The organism is Mesorhizobium sp. M1273 (assembly GCF_040318195.1).
In the GTDB taxonomy this organism is placed as follows: Bacteria; Pseudomonadota; Alphaproteobacteria; order Rhizobiales; family Rhizobiaceae; genus Mesorhizobium.
The window spans coordinates 110,591-135,527 of record NZ_JAMYLV010000006.1; the positions used below are offsets into that span (position 1 = coordinate 110,591).

Genomic DNA, 24,937 nt, shown 5'->3' on the forward strand with positions numbered 1-24,937 from the left:
TCAGGCATCCCTTCCGAACAGGCCGGCTGGCCGGACCAGAAGCACGATTGCCATGATGACGAAGACCACCAGATTGGAGGCTTCGGGATAGAAGACCTTGGTCAGGCCTTCGGCGAGGCCAAGCATGTAACCGGTGACGATCGCCCCAAGGATCGATCCCATGCCGCCGACCACGACGACGGCGAAGACGACGATGATGAGGTCAGATCCCATCAGCGGGCTCACCTGATAGATCGGCGCGGCGAGAACCCCTGCAAGTCCGGCAAGAGCGGCGCCGAGGCCGTAGGTGAGGGTCAGCAGCAACGGCACGTTGACGCCGAAAGCCTGCACCAGGCCGGGGTTCTCCGTCGCCGCGCGCAGATAGGAGCCCAGCCTGGTCTTCTCGATCAGCGCCCAGGTGCCGAAACAGACGATCATCGAGGCGACCACCACCCAGCCGCGATAATTGGGCAGGAACATGAAGCCGAGATTGGTTCCCCCGGAGAGCAGCGGCGGCACGGAATAAGGACTTCCCGATACGCCATAGTAGTAACGGAACACCCCTTCGAGCACGAGCGCGAGGCCAAAGGTGAAAAGCAGCCCGTAAAGCGGGTCGATGTCGTAAAGCCTCGACAGCGCCAGGCGCTCGACCACGACGCCGAAGCCGCCGACGATCAGCGGCGACAGGATCAGAGCCGGCCAGTAGCCGATGCCGAAGCGGGTGAGAAGCAGGTACCCGACGAAGGCGCCGAGCATATAGAGCGCGCCGTGGGCAAAATTGATGACGCGCAACAGGCCGAATATGACAGCCAGGCCCAGGCTCAACATTGCGTAGAACGAGCCGTTGATGAGGCCGACCAGCAATTGGCCGAGGAATGCCTGAACGGGTATCCCGAAGATCATCGTCATGGCGCCATCATACACCCAGCACTTCATGCAGCAGCGTCATGCGATCCGGCAGTTCGCCGACCGGAAAGCCCGCCACGACCTTGCCGTGCTCCATCAGGTAGAAACGGTCGGTGACGCGGCTGGCAAAGCGGAAATTCTGCTCGACCAGCAGGATCGTCATGCCGCGCTTTTTCATCGTCGCCAGCAGATCGCCGATGCGCTGCACAATGACCGGAGCCAGGCCCTCGGTCGGCTCATCGAGAAGCAGCATTTTCACGCCGGTTCTGAGCATGCGCGCGATCGCCAGCATCTGCTGCTCGCCGCCCGACAGCTTGGTGCCCGGGCTGTTGCGGCGCTCCTTCAGATTGGGGAAAAGATCGAATATTTCCTGCACGCTCATGCCGCCCTCGGCGACGATCGGCGGCAGAACCAGATTCTCGTCCACGGTCAGCGTCGCAAAGATGCCGCGTTCCTCTGGCACCAGGCCGATGCCTTGATGCGCGGTCCGGTGCAATGGCAGGCGCATCAGATCCTTGCCGTCGAAAAAAATCTGGCCGGTCCGCTGGCGGATCAGCCCGATAATGGCGCGCAATGTCGTAGTCTTGCCGACGCCGTTGCGGCCCAGCAACGTCACAGTTTCACCTGGAAAGACCTCAAGATCGACGCCGTGCAGCGCATGGCTCTCGCCATACCAGGCGTTGAGGCCGCGGACTGCGAGAAGCGGCGCGGCGTCACTCATCGGCGGTGCCCATATAGGCGATCCTCACCCGCTCGTCGCGGCTGACCGTGGAGTAGTCGCCGGCGGCAAGGATTTCGCCGCGCTGCATGACGGTTATCCAGTCGCAAAGATCGGCTACAACAGTCAGATTGTGCTCGACCATCAGCACCGCACGCTCCCTGGCGACCGAGCGGATGATGTCGGAAACCGTGCGCACATCCTCATGCCCCATGCCGGCCATCGGCTCGTCGAGCAGCAGCACTTTCGGGTCGAGCGCCAGCGTCGTGGCGATCTCGAGCACGCGTTTCCTGCCATAGGAGAGATCGGCGGCGGGCCTGTTCTTGGCATCGTCGAGGCCGACAGACCGTAAAAGCTCCTCGGCGCGCGGCGTCAACCGATCGAGCACAGACAGCGAGCGCCAGAACTGAACGCTGAGTCCGGCCCGTCGCTGCAATGCAACGCGCACATTGTCGAGCACGCTGAGATGCGGAAACACCGCCGAGATCTGGAACGAGCGCACCAGGCCCATCCGCGCGACCTTGGCCGGCGAGGTGCGGGTGATGTCGTGGCCGAGCAGTTCGATCCTGCCGCTGGTCGGCGGCAGGAACTTGGTGAGCAGGTTGAAGACGGTGGTCTTGCCAGCGCCGTTGGGTCCGATCAGCGCGTGGATATTGCCGTGGTAGAGGTCGAGATCGACATTCCTGACCGCAACAAAGCCGGCGAAGTCACGCCGCAAACCGCGGGCGGAAAGCACTACCCGCGGCCCATCCGGTCCAGGCGGCGCCATCGGTCCGCCAATCACTCGCCTGCCGTGGGACAGCCGCTCTCCTTGGGGCTCAGAAACGCCTCGTTACCGGGGATCGTGGCGAGCGGTTTGTAATAGTCCCACTCCTTGGTGCTCTCGCTCGGCGACTTGACCTGATAAAGATACATGTCGTGAACCATGTTGCCGTCGGCCTGCACTTTGCCGTTCGCCGTAAAGACATCGTTCACCGGCATCGCATGCAATTCCTTGGCGACCGCCTCGGTTCCATCGGTGCCGGCTTTGTCGATCGCCTTCAAATACTGGGTCACCGCTGAATAGGTGGCGGCCTGGATCATATTCGGCATGCGGTTGGTGCGCTTGAAGAAGCGCTGGGCGAACTCGCGACTCTTGTCGTCGCGATCCCAGTAGAAACCTTCGGTCAGCACCACGCCTTGCGCCGCCTCGAGACCGAGCCCATGCACCTCGGCCAGCGTGAACAGAAGTGCTGCAAGCCGCTGACCGCCCTGCACGATACCGAATTCGGCCGCTTGCTTGATCGAGTTGGAGGTGTCGAGGCCGGCATTCGCCAGGCCGATAACCTTGGCGCCCGACGATTGCGCCTGCAGCAGGAAGGATGAATAGTCGGTCGAGCCGAGCGGGTAACGCACCTCGCCAACCACCTTGCCGCCATGGCTCTCGACGAACTTTGCGGTCTGCTCCTTCAGCGAATAGCCGAATGCATAATCGACTGTGACGAAGAACCAGCTGTCGCCGCCTTGCTGGACGAGAGCGCCACCAGTCCCCACTGCCTGCGAATGCGTGTCGTAGGCCCAGTGGAAGCCATAGGGCGAGCACTGTTTACCGGTGAGTTCGGTGGTCGCGGCGCCGGTGACGATGTCAATTTTCTTCTTCTCCTTGGAAATTCCCTGGACGGCGAGCGCCACCGAGGAGGTGGTCAGTTCCATGATGGAATCGACCTGTTCGGTGTCATACCACTGCCGCGCAATGTTGGAGGCGATGTCCGGCTTGTTCTGGTGGTCGGCGCTGACGATCTCGATCGGCGAGCCTTGTACCTTGCCGCCGAAATCCTCGACCGCCATCTTGGCGGCCTCAACCGACCACTTGCCGCCGAAATCGGCATAGACGCCCGACTGGTCGTTGAGAATGCCGATCTTGATCTTGCCGTCGGAAATCTCGGCGGCTGCGGCAGGCATCGCGGTCGCTGCAAGAAGCGCGGCTGAGACCAGGTACGATATCTTCATTGGTGACTTCCTCCCTTATGGTCGACAACCGAGCAACATGTCGGCGGCAGCCTGCTGCAGCACGAAGAGTGGCCTCCCACATTCCGTCCTCGCCGGCGCAAAATCACGCAGCGCTGTACGGCCGCCGTCCTTCAAATCGTAGCATCGCTCGGCAACGCGAGAACAGTTACTTTAGTATTAGGCATCTGCGATGCCCGGCCGCCGAAGCGCAACATAGCGCCGGATCGTGCGGCGTCCAGATCGGCCTCTATTCTCGCCGAAGCAATGATTACGGCTGACGGTCCGGATATCGTTGAACGAGAATTCCCCTAGTCAACCGTCGGCTGGATGATGGCACGCGACCAGGCGGCCCTCGCCAATGCTTTGGAGAAGCGGGCGCTCGCTGCGGCAGATCGGGGTGGCAGCTGGGCAACGGGTGTGGAACCGGCACCCCGAGGGTGGGTTCATCGGGCTGGGCAGATCACCCTTGAGCACCAGCCGGCCGCGCCGCGCCCGGTCAATGCTGGGTATCGGCACGGCGGAACGCAGCGCCGCGGTGTAATGGTGTCTGGGCGCCGCAAAGACCTCGTCGGTCGGCCCGCTCTCCACGATCGACCCCAGATACATCACCGCCACACGGCTCGAGATTTGACGCACCACGGAAAGATCGTGGGCGATGAACACATAGGTCAGGTTGAACTCCTCGCGCAGGTCGGCGAGCAGATTGACGATCTGCGCCTGGATCGACACGTCGAGCGCCGAGACCGGCTCATCGGCCACGATCAGCCGTGGCCGCAGCGCCAGCGCGCGGGCGATGCCGATACGCTGGCGCTGGCCGCCGGAGAATTCGTGCGGGTAGCGCGATGCGTGCTGGGGCGACAAGTCGACCCGGCGCAGGAGCTCGGCCACGCGGTCCGCCATTTCCGATGCCGAGAGGCGTTCATGGATGCGGAACGGATCGGCCAGCAGATCGCCGACCCGCCGGCGCGGATTGAGCGAAGCGCTGGGATCCTGAAAGACCATCTGCATCTGCCGCCGCAACGGACGAAGCTGGCGCTGGGAGGCGTCGCTGATGTCGCGGCCCTCGAATTCCAGCGACCCCGAGCTGATTTCGGTCAGACGCACCAGACACCGGCCAAGCGTGGATTTGCCGCAACCGGACTCGCCGACGATGCCGAGGGTCTCCCCGGGCCAGATGTCGAGCGACACCCTATCAACCGCATGCACGGTCCGGCGCTGCGCCGGGAAGATCGAGCGGCCGACGCTATAGCGCTTCGACAGGTCGCCGGCACGAAGCAGCGGACGTTCGAGTGGCCTGGCATTCATCGTTGCATCTCCACCACGCCGCCAGGCCTCTGGGCAGCGAATTGTCTGCGCGTAGGCTCCGGCAACAGGCACGCGGCGCGATGGCTCTCGCCTTGCATGATCGGCAGTTGAACCAGACAGGCGTCGTGGCGAAAGGCGCAGCGGGGGCTGAAGGCGCAGCCTTTCGGCAGGTTGGAGAGCGACGGCGGAATTCCCGGAATGGCAGCGAGCCGGGCTGGACGTGGTCCCTCCATCGGCGGGATCGAGCCGAACAAGCCCCATGTGTAGGGATGCAGCGGCGCCCGGAACACGCTGCTCTTGCCGCCCTCCTCGACAAAGCGTCCGCCATACATAACCAGTACCCGGTCCGCGACTTCGGCGACGACGCCAAGATCATGCGTGACCAGGATCACAGCGGAACCGAACTGGTCGCGCAATCGTCCGATCAGTTCGAGGATCTGCGCCTGCACGGTAACATCGAGGGCTGTAGTCGGTTCATCCGCGACGAGCAGCGCCGGGTTGCACGAGAGCGCCATGGCAATCACCGCGCGCTGGCGCATACCGCCGGAAAGCTGGTGCGGGTAGCTGTCGATGACCCGATCCGGATTTGCGATGCCGACCGCATCCAGCAATTGCACGGCCCTCGCCCGTGCCGCTTTCGCCGACACCTTTTCATGCGCGCGGACCTGCTCGCCGATCTGGTTGCCGATCGTATGCACCGGGGTGAGCGCAGACATCGGATCCTGGAAGATCATCGCGATTTGGCGGCCGCGGATGGCATCGAGCGCACGCCGCTTGAGCCCGATCAGCTCCTGTCCCATGAAACGGATGGAACCGGAGACGATAGCGTTGGGGCTGTCGATCAACCCCATAATGGCGAGCAAGGTCTGGCTTTTGCCCGAACCGGATTCGCCGACCACACCGACGATCTCGCGCTGCTCGACGGAGAACGAAACACCTCCCACCGCCCGCACCAGGCCTTCGTCGCTGCGGAAGGAGACAGTGAGGTCCTTGACCACCAGAAGGGGAGCATCAGCCGACATTGCGCGCCCTCGGGTCGATTATGACGAAGACGACGTCGACGACGAAGTTTGCCATCACCACGAAGAAGGCGGCGTAAATCACCGTGGCCAGGATCATCGGCAGATCGAGGGTCTGCAGCGCCTCATACGTCAGTTTTCCGACACCCTGCAATCCGAAGACCACTTCGGTCAACAGCGCGCCGCCGCCGACCAAGGCACCGAAATCGAGGCCGAACATGGTGACGAATGCGACCAAAGAGGTCCTGAGGCCATGATGCAGCAGCACCCGGCGTTCGCCGATCCCCTTGGCCCGGGCGGTGCGGATGAAATCCTCCTGCATCATTTCGATCAGGCTTGCCCGCAGCACCCGGCCGTAGAGGCCGACATAAAGGGTTGCCAGCGTGAACCACGGAATGACGAGCGCCTTGAACCAGCCCCAGGGATTCTCGGTCAGGGGGATGTAGCCGAGCGGAGGAACCCAGGAAAACAGCCAGTTGTCGTGCCAGCGGCTTTGCGTCAGCAGGTTGGCGACCTCGCCCAGCCAGAAGACCGGGATCGACACACCTACCAGGCTCAGGATCATCAGCGCGCGATCAATGAATGTACCGCGCGTTGCGCCTGCGATCACACCGACGATCAATCCGCCGAGCACCCACAGCACTGCCGCGCCGCCGACCAGCGACAGCGTCACGGGAATGGCGCTTATCACGGTCGGAATGACGCGCTGCCCGCGATTGACGAAGGAGGTGAGATCGCGGCTGACGAAAAGCCGGTTCATCATCAGCCCATATTGCACCGGCAATGGCCGGTCGAGACCGAAATCGTGGCGCACCTGGATCAGCGTCTCTTGCGAAGCATTGCGGCCAGCAATGCGCGCCGATGGATCAGCGCCAGGCGTCGCAAAGAAGATCAGGAAAGCGACGACGCTGATACCGAACATAACCAGCACCATCTGGCCAAGCCGGAAGCCGAGCGCGGCAACCACTAGACGCCCCTCGGCGAGGATTTCGGATCGAGCGCGTCGCGCACGCCGTCGCCCAGAATGTTTAGAGCCAGCACCGTGATCACAATGGCTAGCCCCGGCGCCAGTGCCACGACCGGCCGCGAATAGAGCAGGCCCTGGCCGTCCTGGATGATCGTGCCCCAGCTGGCATCCGGCGGCTGCACGCCGATCGACAGGAACGACAGCGAGGATTCCGTCATCATGTTGAGCGCCAGGATCAACGGCACGAAAACGATGATGCGGGTCACCACATTGGGCATGATGTCGCGCAAAAGGATGCGCCAGGGCGATGCGCCAAGGCCGATCGCAGCGGTGACGAATTCGGCATGCATTAAGGTCAGGACATGGCCGCGGATCGGCCGCGCCACATAGGGCACATAGACGATGCCGATGATGAAGACCGGTAGCCACAGGCTGCCGGAGCGGATTTCGAACGGACCGATCTGGATACTCTGCGCAATCAGCACGATCGACAATGAAATTGCCAACAGGAAAATCGGAAAAGCCCAGAGCACGTCGAGAATGCGCGACAGGCCGATGTCGACGATGCCGCCGAAGAAGCCGGAAACGACCCCAAGGAATGTCGCGAGGACAAGGCACAGCACGGCTGCAGCACCCGAGATCAACAGCGAATCCCGTCCGCCGTAAAGCAGCCGCGCCGCGACGTCACGGCCCTGGTTGTCGGCACCCAGCATATAGGGTCCGATGCGCCAGGTCGGCCCGACCGGCGTCATGCCGAGGCCAAGGCCTTCGGTGGAGGGCTGCAGCACCGGCTGGGTCACCCCATCGACGACGATCTCGCCATTGAGATTGGTCACAAATGGATCGGTGCCGGAGACGTACCGCGCATAAAGCGGCGCCGCGAGCGAGGCGATCACGATGACGACGAGCACGGCGAAGGCAGATATTGCCGAACGATCGCCTTTCAGCTTGCGCCATGCGGTGCGCCACGGGCCATCGGTGGCCCGGCGAACCGGGATGGCAGGCTGGTCCGCAATGACATTGACCATGAACAGGATTGCCTGGGAAAAATCGCGGCCTGGAAGATGCGCTGATCCGCCGGAAAAGGAAATGCGACGGAGAGCCAGCGGCACTCCGTCGCATTGGCTCCGGTCGGCTATTCCACCCAGGACTGGCTGACAATCCAGTAGAATTGCGGGCTGAAGGTGAAGTTCTTCAGCCTGGAAGAGATCACATCGACGCGCTTTGGCGTGAACAGGACAGCGACCGGAGCCTTGTCCGTCACAGCCTTGTCGATGGCGGTCCAGAGTGTCGCGCCCTTGGCCGGATCGGCGATGGTGGCTGCCTCTGCCTCGTCCATCGATGCGTCGATCGACTTGTCGCAGAACCCCGAAATATTGACCGAGGCGTCGGAGCCCGGCGTAAACGAGGCACAGCTGAACAAGACCTGCAGGAAATTCGATGGCGCCGGGTAATCCTGGAACCATTGCGAGATCGAAATCTGCACCTTGTTATTGGTGTTCTGGATGTAGGTGAACTGTATGTTCTGCGAGATCGGCTTGACCGACGTCTTGTAGCCAAGCTGGTTGAGCACATCCTGCAGGTAGACGCCGATCGCTTTGGAGACCGTGGTGTCCTCGGTGATGATCGTCACCTCCTGACCTGCGGTTCCCGATTCAGCGACCAATTGCTTGGCCTTGTCCATATCCGGTGCTGACCACTTCTCGCCCGGATTGGCGGTGAACGGGCAATAGGCCACAAATGACGGGAAGCCCGGTGGCAGGATCTGGCAGGCCGGTTGCGCCAGATTGCTGCCGCCGAACAGCTTGACCATCGCGGCGCGGTCGATCGCGAAGTTCACTGCCTGGCGAACGCGGATGTCGTTGAACGGCGCCAGATTGGTGTTCATCGGCGCGTACCACATCGCTGTCAGCGGATGAACCGTGACCTGCTTGGCATATTTGGTGCCGAGTTCGGCGAGACGGTCGGACGGCGGCGGGTCGAACATCCAGTCCGCCTGGCCGTTCTCGACAGCGGTCACCGCCGCCTCGTCGGTTAGGCCGAATTCGTAGTCGATCTCGTCCGGATATCCGGCCGGCTGCGCTTCCTTGCTCCATTCCTTGAAATGAGGGTTGCGCACAATCTTCATCAGCTTGTTGGGATCGTAGCTGGCGATCATGTAGGGTCCGGTGCCCGGGATCGGATCGGTGCCGGCGTCCTTCAGCGGCGCGCTCGCCGGCAGGATCGACGCGTGCGGAACAGCCAGCTTCTGCAGGAACTCGGCATCCGGCTGGACCAGATTGAAGGTAATGTTTCCGGCGGCGTCGTCGACTGACAGGCCACCTTCGAGGGTACACGTCGCAGGCGTCTTCAAGCACGCATCCGCGCCGACGATGCCTTTGTAGAAGGTCCCGGCCGTCGGCCCGCTGATCTTGAAGATGCGTTGGAACGAAGCCACCACGTCCTTCGTGGTGACATCCGAGCCATCCGCGAATTTGATGCCCTTGCGCAGCTTGAAGACGTAGGTCTTGCCGCCGTTCTCGACCTGCGGGAGGCTTTCCGCCAGGTCCGCGACGACTTCGAAGCCGGTCTTGTCCCCGGCCTTCTTGTAGGTCACCAAGCCATCGTAGAGGACATAATTGATCTGGAAATACTGCAGCGTGTAGTTGATGTGCGGATCGGCGGTGCCTGCCGCGGCATTGGCCAGCAGTCGGAGTGTGCCGCCTGGCTTGCCCTCGGTGGCCAGGGCACTGTTTGCCGGCGACATCATGGACACGCCGAGCAGAGCCAGGCAGGGCATCAACGCTGCAAATGCTTTTTGGGGTCGCATATTTGTTCCCTCATGGAGGCGTCTCGGCTTTTGCCGCGCTGAGCCCGGTCGATCGACCATTGCGCGGCTGAAACAGTCTGGGTTTGCGAACGGTGTCCGCTACTTGGCCCAATCGCAAAAGACTACGGCGAGCGAAGCCGGACGGGATAGCTATTAAGATAGATAGGGTCGGACAGGCTTATCCCCGCCTATTTGTTGAGCAGCCGGCCGACATGGCTATTTGACAAGCAATCATCAGCGGGTAAGCTTGCCCGATGCAAAGCCTTCCAGGCGATCTAGAGAGCCGGTTCCAAACCGGAATGAGCATCGACGCTGCCATGGCGGTGGCAACGGAGGTGCTGGAGCCTATCGGTTTCACCGCATTCATCTACGACTATACGCCCGTGCCGGTCAGTCACAAGGGCGAGCTTATCACGCCCTCGTTGATGGCTCTGCGCAACGTGCCGCGCGACATGCAGGATCTCTGGTGCAAGGGCGGATATTATCAGCTTGACCCGGTGCAGGAGGCCGCGCTCACCGTATCGAGACCGTTTCTCTGGTCGCACAGCGGCGTTCAGAGCACCGTCATGCAGCGCGTGCTCCAGTCCAAGCACGATCCTGTGGTCAGCTATTTGCTTGACACCAGGATGACCTGCGGCGTCACCGTACCCATTCGCCTTGCCGGCGGCGATCTCGCCACCTTCACTGCGATCCGTGCCGATCCGGAGGCCGGGTTCGAGCTCGAAGCCAGACCCTTGATCGCCGAGATCGGAGATCTGGGTCATCTGCTGCATGACTCCGCCTACGCCGGTTTCGACGCCGGAATCCGCACCTGCCAACATGTCCATCTGACGTCGCGCGAACGTCAGTGCCTGCGCCTGGCCGCTGCCGGACTGACGGCCAAGCAGGTTGCGCGTGAGATTGGCCGCGCGGTGCCTACCGCAACGCTGCACCTCAACGCGGCGACGCGAAAGCTTGGCGCGCGCAACCGCTTCCATGCCATCGCGCTCGCCGCCCATTACCGGCTGCTCGAACCGGAGCATTGAGGCTCGCGACCTGCGGGCGATCGGCCTTGCCTCGGGCGAACCCATAACCGGCGAACCTATAAATAGTGCTAGCTGTAAATGCGCTGGGCCGCTTAGTACCGTCGGCCGCAAACAAGGCTTGGGAGGGGTGCACCAAAGTGGCTCCTGCCGCGCCATGATGCGGAGCTTGGACTGTGACGGCACATGCGATCACCGAAGGATTTAGCGACTACAAGGGCTATCGCACCTGGTACCGTGTGACCGGGGACATCGGGTCGGGCAAGCTGCCCCTGGTCGTCGCTCATGGTGGACCGGGCTGCACCCACGACTATGTGGACTCATTCAAGGAGCTTGCCGGAACCGGGCGAGCCGTCATCCACTACGATCAGATCGGCAACGGCAAATCGACCCATCTGCCGGACAAGGGCGGCGACTTCTGGACCGTCGATTTCTTCCTGGGCGAACTCGATGCGTTGCTCGCCCATCTCAGCATTGCCGGCCATTATGCACTGCTCGGCCAGTCCTGGGGCGGCATACTCTCGGCCGAGCACGCCGTGCGCCGCCCTGAGGGGCTCAAGGCATTGATCCTGGCCAATTCGCTGGCCTCGATGGCGCTGTGGGTGGAAGGAGCCCGGCAATTGCGCGCCGAGTTGCCAGCCGATGTGCAAAGTGCGCTCGACCGGCACGAAGCGGCGGGAACCACCGATCACCCCGGATATGTTGCGGCGACGAAGGCTTTCTACGACCGTCATGTCTGTCGCGTCGTTCCGATGCCGCCAGAGGTCGCCCGGACATTTGCGGCAATCGAGGAAGATCCGACCGTCTATCACACCATGAACGGTCCCAATGAGTTCCACGTCATCGGCACGATGCGGAACTGGACCATCGTCGACCGCCTGCATCGGATCGAGGCGCCGACCCTGGTTTTCCGCGGCTTCTACGACGAAGCGACCGAGGCCTGCGTCCAGCCCTTTCTGGATCTTATCCCGTACGTTGAAGGCCTGGTCTTCCCGAATTCCAGCCACATGCCGCATGTGGAGGAAAAGCACGACTGCCTCAGCGCCGTCGGGCGCTTCCTGGCCAAATACGATTGACGTTCCAGCACCAGGCCTTCTGTTCCAACGGATCGTCGACACGACGCAGTCGTCGTGAGGCACATTCAGAAAACCTCGAACCGTCGTCCCATTTCTCCGCCGACGCATATTGTTATGCCTCGGTGATGGCGACGCCACGCTATGTGGATGTCCCGCAAAGGCCTGCAGGGTCGTCCGATGAGGCCAAATCACGGGCAGAATGCCAGATCACGGACAGCATACACGGACAGCATAAAGGAGCCCATTCGAGCGCCTTTTCCATTGCCCGCGGAGGCGGAGGCCTAAACGTTGCGGCGCAGATTGGCATGTCGCCGGCATGGCCGCAATCAGCCTGCCTTCCCCTGAACTGGCATCCCGTCGCTGAAAAACCTGACGGATACGGAGGACCAAGTTGCCGGTGGGTACGGAAAGTATCGGACCCAAAGTTTCGCCAAGCAGTTGCAACCGAATTCATTAGCCGGCGTTAAAGTGCGGGTGATCTAGCGGGGGCATGGGGAGGCTTTCATGCAGACGTATCTCGTCGAGCGTATGGACGGCGATGATGTTATCTCGGTGCGCGTTGTCAACGCGCCGAGTCCGTTCAGAGCCGCAGCCATGATGACGGACGGGCGTATTACCTTCCGAACGTGGGAAAAGGATTGGATCCGCGTGACCGACGAAAATCGGGGACAGATCTATGCATATTGTTTCGTCCCCGGCAGCTATTCCGATACCGAAGCATCGCCGGTATCGCGCGGGAGAACCACCGAATAGGCAATATGCCTGAATAGCGGCAATTCCATCTTCGACCCCACCGTGGTCTTCGAGCCCGCCTTGGCATGTGTCCGTGTCATGCGCACCACAACAGCCAGCGAGCCCGGCATGATTGGTTCGGCCGGTGGCTTGCGAAACAGGCGAAGTGACTAACCAAGCGTCCTTGAGGAAGATCGGGGCATCATCAGAATGATCGATGAAAAGATTGGGGCGGGGGGCGATAAGTGACCCTAATCTTAGCGTAGGCAACTCATGTCTTCGGCATATTTGGGATCAGAAGTCGCGGATCAGGATCTAGCGGTGGATTGTCAGACAACGACCTCCGATAATTGGTCAAGTGTCCCACAATACGCACTGGATCAGGGTGGTCCCGTACTGCGTCCATTTCAAAGATTGGGCGTCGATTTTACCAACATTGCGGCCTTCGATCACCTGAGAAATGTCGTCCGCCAGTACCCCGACAAGCTTGCAATCAGCGACGGCGCCAATCGTCTGACCTATTCCCAGCTCCTCCGGTCAGTCGAGACGCTGTCCCACCAGATCGCGGCGGCCGTCCCAGACGGACAGGCGATAGGGATTCTTCAGGCCAACTCGGCCTGGTATCCCATTGCCATGCTGGCAAGCATGACGGCTGGGCGGCCTTCGGTGCCACTCAACGCGCGAGATCCTAGCTCGCGTATCCTTGAAATCGTGGCCGGGGCGCGGCTCTCAGCTGTCCTGGGCGAGGGCAATGTCCGACCCGATGGTTTGCCTCACCTGGTCAGTTGGATCGATGTGTCGACCAGTGCGGCCTCGCAGGCTGGGCAAGTGCCTCGTTCTTATTCCGTCTCGGTCGATGCGCCCGCCATCGTGCTTTATACGTCAGGGAGTACGGGCCGGCCCAAAGGCATCGTTAACAGCCAGCGCAGCTTGCTGTGCCGGGTCCAGCAATATGTCGATGCGTGCCACATCAACTCGGATGATGTTTTCCTGCCATTGACAGGACCGGCCACAATCGCCGGGTGCCGGGAGATTCTTGCTGCTCTTCTCACCGGCGCCACCTTGCATCTGGTCGAAGTCGAAGCGGTCGGCTTGCGCGCCGTTCAACGCCTGGTGCGATCCGAAGACGTGACAATCACCTATCTGGTGCCGGCACTGCTTCGCGCGCTTATGGCAGACGGACCTGCAGAAGCGTTCCATTCACTCAGAGTCGCCCGGATCGGTGGCGAGAAGGTGCCCTGGACCGACATCGCCCTGCTGCGCAAGGCCGTCTCCGATACGTGCCTTATCCAGATCGGTTATTCGTCAACCGAGACCACCGGCTCGCAATGGTTCCTGCCGCGAGACTGGCCAGAGCATGGAGATTCGGTTCCAGTTGGCTGGCTGCTGCCTGGAATCACCTTCGCAATTGTCGACGAAGCGGGCCGCCGTGTTCAACCGGGCCGCAGCGGAGAGCTTCTGATCAGGAGCCCGTATGTCCTGCTTGGCCATTGGGAGGACGGGGCGGTTGTGCCGGCAACATCAGACCCGCACGATCCAGGCCTTCGGATTTTCGCGACAGGTGACCTCGTTCGACTTGATGATCAAGGCCTACTGCACATCGTCGGTCGCAAGGGGCGCCAGGTAAAAATCAACGGTCGACGCGTCGAGCCTGCCGAACTCGAACGGGTGCTGCGTTGTGCACCCTCTGTCGCGGATGCCGTGGCAATCGTGACGGCCGCGAATGAGCTTGTCGCCTTTGCTGTTCCTCGGCGCTCGGCCGAAGCGACCTTTTCGGACGAGCTTCGCCAGCTTGTCAGGACCAATCTGCCGCCGCCGCTGCGTCCCTTGCGGTTGCACACGATCGCCGAGATTCCGCGTCTGCCGAGCGGCAAAGTCGACATCACGACACTTGCAGAGATGGATCTTTCAGCCAGAGAGACAGCGGCGACCGCGCGTCCGCTCGAGCCGCGAGGCAAGCTGACTGCGCAGCAGGTCGTTCAGCGGGCATGGACCAGCATTCTCAATACGCGCGTAGCGGCAGGACGCTGGGATGACGCCGGAGGAGATTCGCTAAAGCTGCTGCACTGCGTCATGGAAATCGAAAGCGCCATCGGGCAGGAACTCGGCCTTGAGGCCTTCACCGTCGGGATGAGCCTGGAGCAAATGGTCAAGGCGGTCGTGTCCGCCCAGGCAGGCGATCAAAGCGCGCGCGCCCAGAAGCACGACCCTCCCGTTCTTTTTCTGTTCCCGGGGTCCGTCGGCTATGGCCCGAGCCTTGCTGCCTTTGCAGCAGCGATGGGCAAGGTGACCCGTGTTGCCCCGATCAGGTATCCGGCCCTGGCTATGATACTGCGCGGACAAGACAGCCTCGCCGATATGGCCGACGCCGCCGTCGACCAGATCCGCCGCGCCCAACCCTCGGGCCATGTACGACTTCTCGGCCATTCGCTCGGCGGCGCTGTTGCCTTCGAAGTTGCGGCGCGGCTGCTGGCAGCGGGGCGAACCGTAAAGTTCCTCGGCATCCTCGACACCAGCCTCGTCGGGGAGCGAAGCGCCCGCTGGGAGACGTTTACGCGCACAGTCAATCGAATCCGAACCAACCGCGTGTCCGCTTACCGGATGGCTTGCCGCGCCCTCGCGAAAGTTGCCGTGGCAATGAAGCGTGAGGCACAACTGGTCCAGTTTCTCGACCGCTTCGCTCAAGGACAGTTCAACGCGACGAGCTTTAGAACCAAACTGGAACTGCAAGAGGTTTTGCGGGCGCGAGCTTTCTTCCAGTGGGTGGCAGAGCCAAAGCCGGCTCTGCCGATCACAGGCACCCTGTTCCGCTGTGCTCGACCCGGAATGCCTCTGGCAATCGGCTGGGATAACGTCTTCGCCCATCTGGACGTGATTCCGATCGTCGGCAGCCACATCGATCTGGTTGTAGAGCCTCACCTTACCACCAATCGTCCCCTTATCGAGAAAGCGGTGGCGAAAACCTATTCGCCAATCGAGTCTCGCAAACTGGAGTACAAGCCATCGACCTGATCTCATCATTCGGCAAAGACGCCCTGGTGCTCGACGCTGGCGCGGAAGTCGATCGCATCGTCCAGATCTTGCGCCAGCAGGTCCTTGGCACGCTGCGACGTCGAGGCGTGGTGGTCGGCCTCTCAGGCGGCATCGACAGCTCCGTCGTTGCGGCGTTGTGTGTTCGCGCCTTTGGGAAAGGCAAGGTCCTCGGGATATTCATGCCGGAGCGCCATTCCTCCGGCGACTCACTGAGGCTCGGCCGCATTGTCGCCGCACACCTTGGTATCGAAACGATCCTGGAGGATATGACGCCGGCCCTGGAAGCGATCGGCGCCTACAGACGACAGACCGAAGCAATCCAGACCGTCGTTCCCGAATATGGGGACGGCTGGAAATGCAAGCTGGTGCTCGCCTCGGTTCTCGAGAGCAACGGTCTCAACATCACGCGCCTCACGGTTCAGGACCCCGAGGGCAGGACCGACACAGTGCGCCTGCCGTCGGCAGCCTATCTGCAGATCGTCGCTGCAACCAACTACAAGCAGCGCCTGCGCAAGATGACCGAATATTACCATGCCGACCGCCTCAACTACGCGGTAGCGGGCACGCCGAACCGCCTGGAGTACGACCAGGGCTTCTTCGTCAAGCAGGGCGACGGAATTGCCGACCTGATGCCAATCGTCCACCTCTACAAGACCCAGGTCTACCAATTGGCCGAATATCTTGGGGTGGACGAAGAGGTCCGGCGCAGACCGCCCACCACGGACACCTTCTCGATGGCGCAGAGTCAGGAGGAGTTCTACTTCGCGCTTCCTTATTATCTGATGGATCTGTGCCTCTACGGCTTGAACCATGGGATCGCCGACGAAGACGTCGCTGAGGCAACCAGCCTCACGGTGATGCAGGTCCAGAAGGTTTTCAAGGATATCGACAGCAAGCGGCGCGTCGCACGTTATCTTCACGCGCGGCCGTTGGTGTCCTCTTCAATGGGCGAGGGCTAGGGCGATGTGCGGCATCGCCGGAATTGTGTCGCTGAGCGCCGCAGCGGCGCCCCCTTCCCGGGATGCGCTGATACGTATGGCGGGCGCGCTGGCGCATCGCGGCCCGGACGAGCGCGGCCTTTACCGGGACAGACGTGCGGGATTGGCGCATGCCCGCCTGTCCGTCATCGATCTCGCAAGCGGCCAGCAGCCACTCGCCGGCGCGGGCGACACGATGTGGATCGTCTTCAACGGCGAAATCTTCAATTACGTCGAGCTGCGACAAGATCTGGTCGCGCTCGGTTATCGCTTCCGCACACGCAGCGACACCGAGGTCATCGTCCATGCCTATCATGCCTGGGGCGAGGCCGCCTTCGAGCGAATGAATGGGCAGTGGGCAGTCGCCATCTGGGACTCCGTGGCAGGTCGTCTCGTCTTGTCTCGGGATCGGTTCGGCATCTGCCCGCTGCACTTTTGCGAGCATGGCGGGCGGCTTTACTTCGCCAGCGAGGTGAAGGCCATTTTCGCGGCCGATGCGGATATACCCCGCGCCTTCGATCCAGCCGGCATCGATCAGACTTTCACACTCTGGACTGTCGCGCCGCCACAAGGCGTGTTTGGAGGAGTAAGCGAACTCACGCCGGGGCATGTCCGCATTTATGACAGCGGCGTCGTCCGGGAGCGGGCTTTTTGGAAGCCTGACTATCCAGAGGTTGACGGACCCGGCGATGATGAATTCACCGGCTCGCTTGATGACGCGGTGGAGGAAGTGCGCAGCGCCCTGGAAGCCGCGACGGCGCTCAGGATAGTACGCGCCGACGTGCCGGTCGGCTGCTATTTGTCCGGCGGGCTCGACAGCTCGCTGGTCGCCACGCTGGGGAGACGCTTCGCGGGCGAGCGCTTCCAGACTTTCTCGCTACGTTTTGCCGACGCCGAGTATGATGAGACGCATTTCCAGCGCTTGGTTGCCGGCGTGGCCGGCAGTGACCATCATGAGGTGGTTGTTTCGCGCAGCGATATCGCTGGCATCTTCCCTGAGGTGATCTACCACACCGAGCGGCCAATCCTCAGGACCGCGCCGGCGCCGCTATTCCTGCTCTCGAGACTGGTGCGCCAGCACGGCATCAAGGTCGTGCTTACCGGCGAAGGGGCCGACGAAATGTTCGCCGGCTACGATTTGTTCCGCGAGGGCAAGGTCCGCCGCTTCTGGGGACGCCAGCCCGCCTCGACGCGACGCTCGCGGCTGCTGGAGCGCCTCTATCCCTATCTCAGCCGCTCGCCGGTGCAGCAGCAGGCAATGGCACGCCAGTTCTTCGGGCGCGACATTCACGCCTGTGACGCCCCTGGTTTTGCGCATGGCACGCGCTGGCGTACCACAAGCGCCATCAAGCGGCTGTTTTCGGCAGACATGCGCGCCCAAACGGAGCGCCGCAACGCCGTGTCCGAGCTGCTTGCCCGCCTGCCGCCGGAGTTTTCGCGATGGGGCTCTCTTGCGCAGGACCAGTACATAGAGATTCAGACGCTGATGTCGGGATACCTGCTTTCCTCACAAGGGGACAGAATGCTGATGGCTCATTCCGTCGAGGGGCGCTTCCCGTTCCTCGATCATGAACTCGTGAGACTCGCGAATTCGCTTCCGGCCGCCTACAAGCTGCGCGTGCTCGATGAAAAGCATGTGCTGAAGCGCGTAGCGCAACCGATCGTGCCGTCGGAAATCGTCACCCGCAAGAAGCAGCCTTACCGGGCTCCCAACGCGCTTTGCTTTGTCGCAGATGGCGCTCCGGCCTACATTCGCGAAGCACTTTCGGAGGCGGCGCTGCGCGAAACGAACGTCTTCGATCCCAAGTCGGTTACCCGGCTCCTGAGCAAGTGCCAGGCCAGCGCCGGCGGCGGCGACCTGTCCAACTCCGACAATATGGCGCTGGTCGGAGTGCTGTCGACGCAGCTTCTCCATCGGCAATTTATCGCGAGCCGTCCAAGTGGGGCCCGCACGCTCAAGCTCAGCATCGATATCGACCGCGAACACCGCGAAGAGGTGCTCGCATGATGCATGGCGCCGTACCGCTCCTGCACGACTATCTCACCCACTCTGCCAGCCGGCTCGGCGAGAAGGTGGCCCTGGTGTGCGGCAATCAACGCGTCACTTATGGCGATCTCGATATGCGTTCGAACGCCATAGCGCACCATTTGACCGATGCCGGAATTGCGCGTGGCGATCGCGTGGTGGTCTTCGCCGACAACACTGTCGAGGCCGTCGTTGCGTTCTGGGCGGTGCTAAAGGCCAACGCCGTGGTGTGCATCGTCAATCCGCTCACCAAAAGCGACAAGCTTGATTATCTGCTCAACGATTGCCGCCCGACGGCACTGATCACCGACAAACACCTGCACTCGATTTTCAGGGAGCCGGCGCGGAATTGCCCATCGTTGCGCCGCATGATCGTCTCCGGGCCGATCGAACACAGCGACCTGCAAGAATTGCCGCATGCTGTGCGCTGGGACGCCGCGGTCGCGGCAGCCCGCAGCACGCCGCCCTGGCGCCGCTGCATCGACATCGATCTCGCTGCGATCATTTATACGTCCGGCTCGACGGGCGAGCCCAAGGGCGTGATGCTGACGCATCGAAACATGATCGCCGCGTGCGCCTCGATTTCCTCATACCTGGCGCTTGCCGAAGACGAGGTGATCCTCAATGTCCTGCCGCTCGCCTTCGACTACGGTCTTTACCAGATGATCATGGCATTCGGCGCGGGCGCCCGGCTGGTGCTTGAGCGCTCATTCGCCTTCCCGGCGCAGATCCTTGGGCTGATCAAGCAAGAAAGGGTGACGGGTTTTCCCGGCGTACCGACCATCTTCGCCGCACTCGGGGAGCTCAGGTCTCTCAGGGATCAGGATTTTTCGAGTATTCGCTACGTCACGAACACTGCGGCCGCCCTGCCGCTCAAGCACATTCTCCTGCTGCAGGAACTGTTTTCTGGCGCCCGCATCTATTCGATGTACGGCCTTACCGAATGCAAGCGCTGCACCTACCTGCCGCCGGAGGATCTGGAGCGAAAGCCGTCGAGCGTCGGGATCGCCATCCCCAATACGGAAATGTGGATTGTCGACGAGCATGACAGCCGGGTCGGCCCCGGCATCGTTGGTCAGCTCGTCATCCGCGGAGCGACGGTGATGAAGGGCTATTGGGGCAAACCGGAGGCGACAGCCAGGAAGCTCAAGCCCGGCCCGCTGCCGGGTGAGCAGGTCCTATACACCGGCGACTACTGCCGGATGGACGCCGAGGGCTACCTCTACTTCGTCGGTCGCGGCGACGAGATCATAAAATCGCGCGGAGAGAAGATAGCGCCGAAGGAGGTGGAAAACGTGTTGATGAACATTGCGGGCGTACGGGAAGCCGCGGTCATCGGCGTTCCGGACGAACTGCTCGGGCAAGCAGTGAAGGCATTTGTCGTGATGGAGCAGGGAAGCATGATCGGTGAAAAGCAGTTGCAGAAAGAGTGCCAGAGACGGCTGGAAAACTTCATGGTTCCGAAGTCCATCGTCATCGTACCCAGTCTGCCGATGACCGACACGGGTAAGCTCAAAAAAACGGCCCTGTCATGAGTCGGTACCAGGGCGAAGTTGATCAGCATTCATCTTTTGTACCGGAGGCGAAATAAATGTTATCTACCAAGGATAGAACCGATACCTGCAGCGAACAAATTCGCGCTTTCCTGGCCTCGAATTTCTATATAGCCGATCCCGAGAGCCTGGAGAGCGACACCTCGCTCCTCGACCAGGGCATCGTGGACTCGACGGGTGTGCTCGAGGTTATCGGCTTCATCGAGGAGACCTTCGGCATCACGGTCGAAGACAGCGAGCTGCTGCCGGAGAATCTCGATTCCATCGAGGGAATTGCGCAATACGTCATGCGCAAGAGAAACTGACGCAAGAGAAACTGATTTCCGAAATCTCGCGCAACTCTGTTTCAACTTCCCGGCCGTTTCTAGCCGCGACAGCGCGTCTACCTGCCGCGGCTGCGATGCTTACGCCTGCGCCCTCGTATGTCCCACAACCACCCTGACCTCACCGGCCTGGTTGGTGACTGCCCGGATACTCTCATAGGCCTTGGAACGCTCGAGCAAACTCATGACCTGCCGATCCTGGCCAAGCCCCACTTCGAAAAGCAGGATGCCTCCGCGCCGCAAATAGCGCGGCGCCTCCTTGAGCACCCGCATGTGGATGCTCAGGCCGTAGGGGCCGGCTGCGAATGCTTCACGCGGCTCGAGCTCGACCAGATGCGAACGGTCGCCCTCGAGCCGTTTTTCCGAAATGTAGGGCGGGTTGCAAACGATCACGTCGATCGTGCCGTCGAGCTCCAAGCCTGAGAAGGCGCTGAACAAGTCGCCCTGAAGCACCGTTACCCGGTCCTCGATTTTAAGATGGGTGACGTTGCGGCGCGCGACCTCCACGCATCCGTCGGTAAGATCGCTTGCCCACACGCGCGCGGTGGGAGCGTGGTGCGCGATGGCGCACGCCAGATTGCCCGCCCCACAGCACATGTCGACAACGCGAGGCACCGGCAGGTTCAGTTGGCTCAGGACATCGAGAGCGGCCTTGCCGAGCAGTTCCGTTTCCGGCCGAGGAACAAGCGCACCGGGCGAGACCAGCAACTGCAATCCCATGAAGGTGCTGCGCCCCCTGCCGTAGGCATCGGCAACATTGATCTCTTCGCTCACGACACTCGCCTCCCCGATTTAGCCGGCGTTGGTGGCCGACGTACCGATGAAGTGTATCTCAAAACCGTTTAACTCTCGATCGACAAAATCAAAACCCATCCGTCGCCAGACGCTTTGAAGCCTTGATGCTACAAAGATGATCATAAGCTTCTGCCGGGTGTCATGATTAGGAATATCTCCTTACCTGACCCGGTTATCCCCAGCCTGGCGAGCCAGTTGCCGAATTCTCAGCCTGGCGTCACGATTTTGCTACATTTTAATCAAAGAAGGCACGTATGTAAGCAATTCGTAATGTTCAGCAGCGGGGCGGGGCTGCTGCTTCCCGGAAGGTTAAAGTTTGTCCCTCATCGAAAGAATCGACGAGATTGCGCGGCAATTTCGCGTCAACGAGCGCACATCATGAAGTCGACCAAAGGGCGCTCGCTCGATCTCCGCTCCGCAATGTTCGGCTGTGTGCACGGCCTCGTCGGCGTAGGCGTTTTCTCGGCATTGATAAATATCCTCGCCTTGACCGGCTCCGTCTACATGCTCCAGGTCTATGACCGCGTGCTGCCTTCGCAGAGCGTGCCGACTCTTATCGGATTTACAGTCGGGATGCTGGGACTTTACGCGGCCTATGGGCTCCTCGATTTCGTGAGGCTTCGCCTGTTGGTCCGCATCGGCAGCCGCCTGCATAGAAATCTGCAGCAAAAAGCGTTCGCAGCCTCGCTTTCCCTGCCCCTCGTCGCCGGGCCGGATGCGAACCGGGTACATCCGCTTCGTGATCTGGACCAGCTACGTGGCTTTCTTTCCGGGCTCGGGCCGACAGTCTTGTTCGACGCTCCCTGGATACCATTTTATATGGTGGTCATCTATCTGCTGCACCCCGCGCTTGGCGTGCTGGCAACGCTCGGCGCATGTGCCGTTGTGTTTTTGACGGTGGTTGCCGAGATCATCGGCCGCAAACCAGCGGCTCGTGCATCTGAGACACTCGTAGCGCAGCGGCTTCTGGCCGACTCCGGCCGCCGCAACGCAGAGGTTGTTCAGGCGATGGGCCTTTCCGCCCCGCTTAGCCGGCGCTGGAACGAGGTCAGTCATCTTTATCTGAAGAACCAGGAACGGCTCTCCGACGTCGTCGGCGCAGCAAGCTCACTGTCGAAGACGCTCCGAATGGCCCTGCAATCATGTGTGCTGGGGCTTGGTGCCTACCTTGTGATCGGCGGCGAGGCCTCGCCCGGCGTGATCATTGCATCGTCCATATTGCTGGGCCGCTCGCTGGCACCGGTCGATGTGGCGATCGCAAACTGGAGAGGGTTTCTGGCAACCCGCAAAAGCTATTCCGAGCTGGCGGCAGCCCTGGATGCTTTTGATAGCCAGCAAGAGCCAATGGAACTGCCCGGCCCGAAGGCTGAGCTTGCGGTCGAGGAATTGACCGTCGCGCCACCAAGCCTGCAGAAGCCCACCATCTTCAATGTAAGCTTCCGCTTGGCGAGAGGCGCAGGGTTGGCGGTCGTCGGCCCGAGCGGCTCCGGCAAGACCACGCTCGTGCGCGCTTTGGTCGGCGCATGGAAGCCGCTTCGTGGCACGGTAAGATTGGACGGCGCCTCGCTCGATCAGTGGAACTCAGAACTGCTCGGCATTCATATTGGCTACCTGCCGCAGGACGTTGAGCTGTTCGACGGGACGATCGCCGACAACATTTCGAGGTTCGGCGGTAAAAGCGACGCAAAAGGCGTGCTGGCAGCTGCCAAGGCTGCGGGCGTGGACAAGATGATCATGCGTCTTCCGCAGGGTTTTCAAACACGCATCGGAGAAGGCGGCGCGGCCCTTTCGGCTGGGCAGAGGCAGCTCGTCGGGCTTGCCAGGGCACTTTACGGCGATCCATTCCTCGTCGTTCTTGACGAACCAAATTCCAATCTGGATGCAGACGGTGATGCTGCTTTGGCCGGCGCAATCCTGGCAGTGCGTCGGCGCGGCGGTATCGTGATCGTCGTTGCGCATCGCCCCTCCGCTCTCGTCAACATCGATCAGGTACTCGTCCTGTCGAACGGGATGCTCCATTCGTTCGGCTCGCGCGAAGACGTTCTGGCAAATGTGGTCCGGCCCTTCCCGCGCCCGGACAAGCCAAACATTGTCGTTCCGCTGCAGCACGGTGCAAGCGGGCATGCGTGAGGTATTGCTTAGTGTCTAACGTGACCATGTCGTCATATGCTGCGGTTGGCGGCGAAGGCCCGCCGACCGGGCAGAAGCCGCAGCCGGATGGGATTCGAGCCAATCTACCCTGGGGTACTCTGGTCCGGAGCCTAGCAGCACATTGTCGTTCCGCCGCACAAGGGTGCAGCCGGGCATATGCGAGGTATCGCTCTGCTGTTGCCGTGTCATACGTCGCAGCCGGTGGCGAAGGCCGTTCGTTGGAGACGAAGCCAGAGCCGGATGGCATCCGGGCCAATCTGCTCTTGGGCCTGGCAACCAGCTTGCTGTTGATCTTTGGCGGCGGGCTCTGGTTGGGATTGACCAAGATTGCCGGCGCGGTGATTGCGCCCGCAACCGTGGTGGTCGAAAGCAACATTAAAAAAGTCCAGCATCAAACCGGCGGCACCATCGGCGGAATCTTCGCTCAGGACGGCGATCATGTGAAGGCCGGCGATGTGTTGGTCAGGCTGGACAACACATTGACCCGAGCAAACCTGCAGATAGTCACCGAGGACCTCAATCGCGCCACCATTCGTCTGGCCCGACTGGAGGCCGAGCGCCAGGGTCTGCCGGAAATGCAGACCCCGCCCGACCTTCGCGCTCAAATGGGCGACCCGCAAGTGGCGGCACTTGTCAGTGGCGAGCGTGCCTTGTTTGAAAGCCGTGCTGCGGCGCTGGCTGGCCAGAAGGCACAATTACAAAGCCGCGCGAAGCAGCTGGAACGTCAGATCGATGGCCTCAAATCGCAGCAGTCTGCAACGGACGAGTCTCTGGATCTGCTGACCAAGAACCTTGCGGATGTCGAATCTCTCTACGCAAAGAAGTTGGTGTCCAAGGAGAGGTTGAGCAATGTCAGCCTGGACAAGACCCGGGCTCGCGGCGAATCGGGACGCCTTGTCGCAGCGATAGCAGAGGTCCAAGCTCACATCAGTGAAACGGACCTGCAGGTGCTTCAGCTCGACGAACAAATGCGGAGCGACGTGACCAACGAACTTCGCGAAACGGAAGCCAAGCAGACCGAGCTCAGTGAGCGCAAGGTGGTGGCCGAAGACGAACTCAGCAGGACAGACATTCGTGCCCCGCAATCGGGCACAGTACAAGAATCCTCGGTCCATACCGTAGGAGGCGTGATTGGCGCGGGAGAGGTGCTCATGATGATTGTGCCCGATTCCGACAACCTTGTCGTCGACGCTTCCATTCCTCCGTCGCGTATCGACGAGATTCATCCCGGACAGCAGGTGTCGATCCGCTTTCCAGCGTTCGACGCCGGCACCACACCTGCTTGCGAAGGCTCGGTCAAGCGCGTCTCAGCGGATCTGATCAAGGATCAGCAACGCCAGCTTTCCTTTTTTTCGGCGCGTATCGACGTCGAGAATGAAGCGACGTGCCTGACAGGAGAGAAAATCCTCAAACCGGGCATGCCCGCCGAAGTCCACATAAGAACCGACGAGCGCAGTGTCTGGTCCTACTTGATGAAGCCCCTCACCGACCAGTTTTCCAGAGCTTTCAGGCAGTAAAGCGGTTGCCACACTCAACCGACAGCGCGGCGGCCGATTG

At 61.4% G+C, this 24,937-nt stretch carries 20 protein-coding genes; 10 read left to right on the top strand and 10 right to left on the bottom strand.

Translation table 11 applies throughout. The annotated features are described in order from the left end of the window. From NKH30_RS09360 to NKH30_RS09400, 9 genes are all read right to left on the bottom strand, one after another. Window positions 1-888, bottom strand: coding sequence for a branched-chain amino acid ABC transporter permease (locus NKH30_RS09360; protein ID WP_352501369.1), 888 nt, complete (start codon window positions 886-888; stop codon window positions 1-3). A 7-nt stretch (window positions 889-895) separates the two neighbouring features. After that, complete coding sequence (locus tag NKH30_RS09365; protein ID WP_352541710.1) at window positions 896-1,606, bottom strand: ABC transporter ATP-binding protein; 711 nt, start codon at window positions 1,604-1,606, stop codon at window positions 896-898. Beyond that, window positions 1,599-2,372: an ABC transporter ATP-binding protein gene (locus NKH30_RS09370; RefSeq protein WP_352541711.1), complete on the bottom strand. Its 774-nt coding sequence runs from the start codon at window positions 2,370-2,372 to the stop codon at window positions 1,599-1,601. Before NKH30_RS09370 ends, NKH30_RS09365 begins: the two co-directional genes overlap by 8 nt. Window positions 2,373-2,383: 11 nt before the next feature. Continuing rightward, window positions 2,384-3,592 carry an ABC transporter substrate-binding protein gene (locus NKH30_RS09375; RefSeq protein ID WP_352541712.1) on the bottom strand — a complete coding sequence of 403 codons (1,209 nt, stop codon included), beginning with the start codon at window positions 3,590-3,592 and terminating at the stop codon, window positions 2,384-2,386. Window positions 3,593-3,904: 312 nt separating this feature from the next. Beyond that, window positions 3,905-4,897: an ABC transporter ATP-binding protein gene (locus tag NKH30_RS09380; RefSeq protein ID WP_352541713.1), complete on the bottom strand. Its 993-nt coding sequence runs from the start codon at window positions 4,895-4,897 to the stop codon at window positions 3,905-3,907. Further along, window positions 4,894-5,919 (bottom strand): ABC transporter ATP-binding protein, encoded by a 1,026-nt coding sequence (locus NKH30_RS09385; protein WP_352472482.1) that lies wholly within the window; start codon window positions 5,917-5,919, stop codon window positions 4,894-4,896. The genes NKH30_RS09380 and NKH30_RS09385 overlap by 4 nt, the downstream gene beginning before the upstream one ends. Next, the gene (locus NKH30_RS09390) at window positions 5,909-6,883 is read right to left on the bottom strand and encodes an ABC transporter permease (protein WP_352541714.1); all 975 of its coding nucleotides are present in this window, start codon (window positions 6,881-6,883) and stop codon (window positions 5,909-5,911) included. Before NKH30_RS09390 ends, NKH30_RS09385 begins: the two co-directional genes overlap by 11 nt. Continuing rightward, the gene (locus NKH30_RS09395) at window positions 6,883-7,911 is read right to left on the bottom strand and encodes an ABC transporter permease (RefSeq protein ID WP_352449667.1); all 1,029 of its coding nucleotides are present in this window, start codon (window positions 7,909-7,911) and stop codon (window positions 6,883-6,885) included. Before NKH30_RS09395 ends, NKH30_RS09390 begins: the two co-directional genes overlap by 1 nt. Window positions 7,912-8,018: 107 nt before the next feature. Beyond that, window positions 8,019-9,692 carry an ABC transporter substrate-binding protein gene (locus NKH30_RS09400; protein ID WP_352541715.1) on the bottom strand — a complete coding sequence of 558 codons (1,674 nt, stop codon included), beginning with the start codon at window positions 9,690-9,692 and terminating at the stop codon, window positions 8,019-8,021. A 299-nt stretch (window positions 9,693-9,991) separates the two neighbouring features. Between NKH30_RS09400 and NKH30_RS09405 the strand changes: the two genes are divergently transcribed. From NKH30_RS09405 to NKH30_RS09440, 8 genes are all read left to right on the top strand, one after another. Further along, complete coding sequence (locus NKH30_RS09405) at window positions 9,992-10,717, top strand: LuxR family transcriptional regulator (RefSeq protein ID WP_245274646.1); 726 nt, start codon at window positions 9,992-9,994, stop codon at window positions 10,715-10,717. Between the two features lie 173 nt (window positions 10,718-10,890). Beyond that, window positions 10,891-11,790, top strand: coding sequence for a proline iminopeptidase-family hydrolase (locus tag NKH30_RS09410; RefSeq protein ID WP_352541716.1), 900 nt, complete (start codon window positions 10,891-10,893; stop codon window positions 11,788-11,790). A 504-nt stretch (window positions 11,791-12,294) separates the two neighbouring features. Continuing rightward, on the top strand, window positions 12,295-12,543 hold the full coding sequence (locus NKH30_RS09415; protein WP_352501378.1) for a hypothetical protein: 249 nt from the start codon (window positions 12,295-12,297) through the stop codon (window positions 12,541-12,543). Window positions 12,544-12,795: 252 nt separating this feature from the next. Continuing rightward, window positions 12,796-15,534 (top strand): AMP-binding protein, encoded by a 2,739-nt coding sequence (locus NKH30_RS09420; protein WP_502904310.1) that lies wholly within the window; start codon window positions 12,796-12,798, stop codon window positions 15,532-15,534. Beyond that, window positions 15,531-16,514 carry an NAD(+) synthase gene (nadE, locus tag NKH30_RS09425; RefSeq protein WP_352541734.1) on the top strand — a complete coding sequence of 328 codons (984 nt, stop codon included), beginning with the start codon at window positions 15,531-15,533 and terminating at the stop codon, window positions 16,512-16,514. Before NKH30_RS09420 ends, nadE begins: the two co-directional genes overlap by 4 nt. A 4-nt stretch (window positions 16,515-16,518) precedes the next feature. Then, entirely contained in the window at window positions 16,519-18,540 is a 2,022-nt protein-coding gene (gene asnB / locus NKH30_RS09430) for an asparagine synthase (glutamine-hydrolyzing) (protein ID WP_352541719.1), read from the top strand. After that, entirely contained in the window at window positions 18,537-20,093 is a 1,557-nt protein-coding gene (locus tag NKH30_RS09435) for a class I adenylate-forming enzyme family protein (RefSeq protein WP_352541720.1), read from the top strand. The genes asnB and NKH30_RS09435 overlap by 4 nt, the downstream gene beginning before the upstream one ends. Window positions 20,094-20,149: 56 nt before the next feature. After that, complete coding sequence (locus tag NKH30_RS09440; RefSeq protein WP_023675628.1) at window positions 20,150-20,416, top strand: acyl carrier protein; 267 nt, start codon at window positions 20,150-20,152, stop codon at window positions 20,414-20,416. A gap of 99 nt (window positions 20,417-20,515) precedes the next feature. Here the strand turns inward: NKH30_RS09440 and NKH30_RS09445 are convergent, their stop codons facing one another. Further along, a complete protein-coding gene (locus tag NKH30_RS09445; RefSeq protein WP_352472474.1) occupies window positions 20,516-21,208 on the bottom strand; it encodes a N5-glutamine methyltransferase family protein in 693 nt (230 codons plus the stop codon). A 399-nt stretch (window positions 21,209-21,607) separates the two neighbouring features. Between NKH30_RS09445 and NKH30_RS09450 the strand changes: the two genes are divergently transcribed. After that, window positions 21,608-23,359: a type I secretion system permease/ATPase gene (locus tag NKH30_RS09450; RefSeq protein WP_352472473.1), complete on the top strand. Its 1,752-nt coding sequence runs from the start codon at window positions 21,608-21,610 to the stop codon at window positions 23,357-23,359. Window positions 23,360-23,598: 239 nt separating this feature from the next. Continuing rightward, the gene (locus tag NKH30_RS09455; RefSeq protein ID WP_352472472.1) at window positions 23,599-24,897 is read left to right on the top strand and encodes an HlyD family type I secretion periplasmic adaptor subunit; all 1,299 of its coding nucleotides are present in this window, start codon (window positions 23,599-23,601) and stop codon (window positions 24,895-24,897) included. Window positions 24,898-24,937: the final 40 nt, after the last annotated feature.

Excerpts from the sequence above, each read along its gene's own strand:
- NKH30_RS09415 (WP_352501378.1), top strand. The coding sequence starts at position 12,295 with ATGCAGACGTATCTCGTCGAGCGTATGGACGGCGATGATGTTATCTCG.
- NKH30_RS09405 (WP_245274646.1), top strand. The coding sequence starts at position 9,992 with ATGAGCATCGACGCTGCCATGGCGGTGGCAACGGAGGTGCTGGAGCCT.
- NKH30_RS09420 (WP_502904310.1), top strand. The coding sequence starts at position 12,796 with ATGTCTTCGGCATATTTGGGATCAGAAGTCGCGGATCAGGATCTAGCG.
- NKH30_RS09440 (WP_023675628.1), top strand. The coding sequence starts at position 20,150 with ATGTTATCTACCAAGGATAGAACCGATACCTGCAGCGAACAAATTCGC.
- asnB (WP_352541719.1), top strand. The coding sequence starts at position 16,519 with ATGTGCGGCATCGCCGGAATTGTGTCGCTGAGCGCCGCAGCGGCGCCC.
- NKH30_RS09395 (WP_352449667.1), bottom strand. The coding sequence starts at position 7,911 with ATGGTCAATGTCATTGCGGACCAGCCTGCCATCCCGGTTCGCCGGGCC.
- NKH30_RS09360 (WP_352501369.1), bottom strand. The coding sequence starts at position 888 with ATGACGATGATCTTCGGGATACCCGTTCAGGCATTCCTCGGCCAATTG.
- NKH30_RS09365 (WP_352541710.1), bottom strand. The coding sequence starts at position 1,606 with ATGAGTGACGCCGCGCCGCTTCTCGCAGTCCGCGGCCTCAACGCCTGG.
- NKH30_RS09385 (WP_352472482.1), bottom strand. The coding sequence starts at position 5,919 with ATGTCGGCTGATGCTCCCCTTCTGGTGGTCAAGGACCTCACTGTCTCC.
- NKH30_RS09400 (WP_352541715.1), bottom strand. The coding sequence starts at position 9,692 with ATGCGACCCCAAAAAGCATTTGCAGCGTTGATGCCCTGCCTGGCTCTG.
- NKH30_RS09450 (WP_352472473.1), top strand. The coding sequence starts at position 21,608 with ATGAAGTCGACCAAAGGGCGCTCGCTCGATCTCCGCTCCGCAATGTTC.
- NKH30_RS09435 (WP_352541720.1), top strand. The coding sequence starts at position 18,537 with ATGATGCATGGCGCCGTACCGCTCCTGCACGACTATCTCACCCACTCT.
- NKH30_RS09380 (WP_352541713.1), bottom strand. The coding sequence starts at position 4,897 with ATGAATGCCAGGCCACTCGAACGTCCGCTGCTTCGTGCCGGCGACCTG.
- NKH30_RS09375 (WP_352541712.1), bottom strand. The coding sequence starts at position 3,592 with ATGAAGATATCGTACCTGGTCTCAGCCGCGCTTCTTGCAGCGACCGCG.
- NKH30_RS09370 (WP_352541711.1), bottom strand. The coding sequence starts at position 2,372 with ATGGCGCCGCCTGGACCGGATGGGCCGCGGGTAGTGCTTTCCGCCCGC.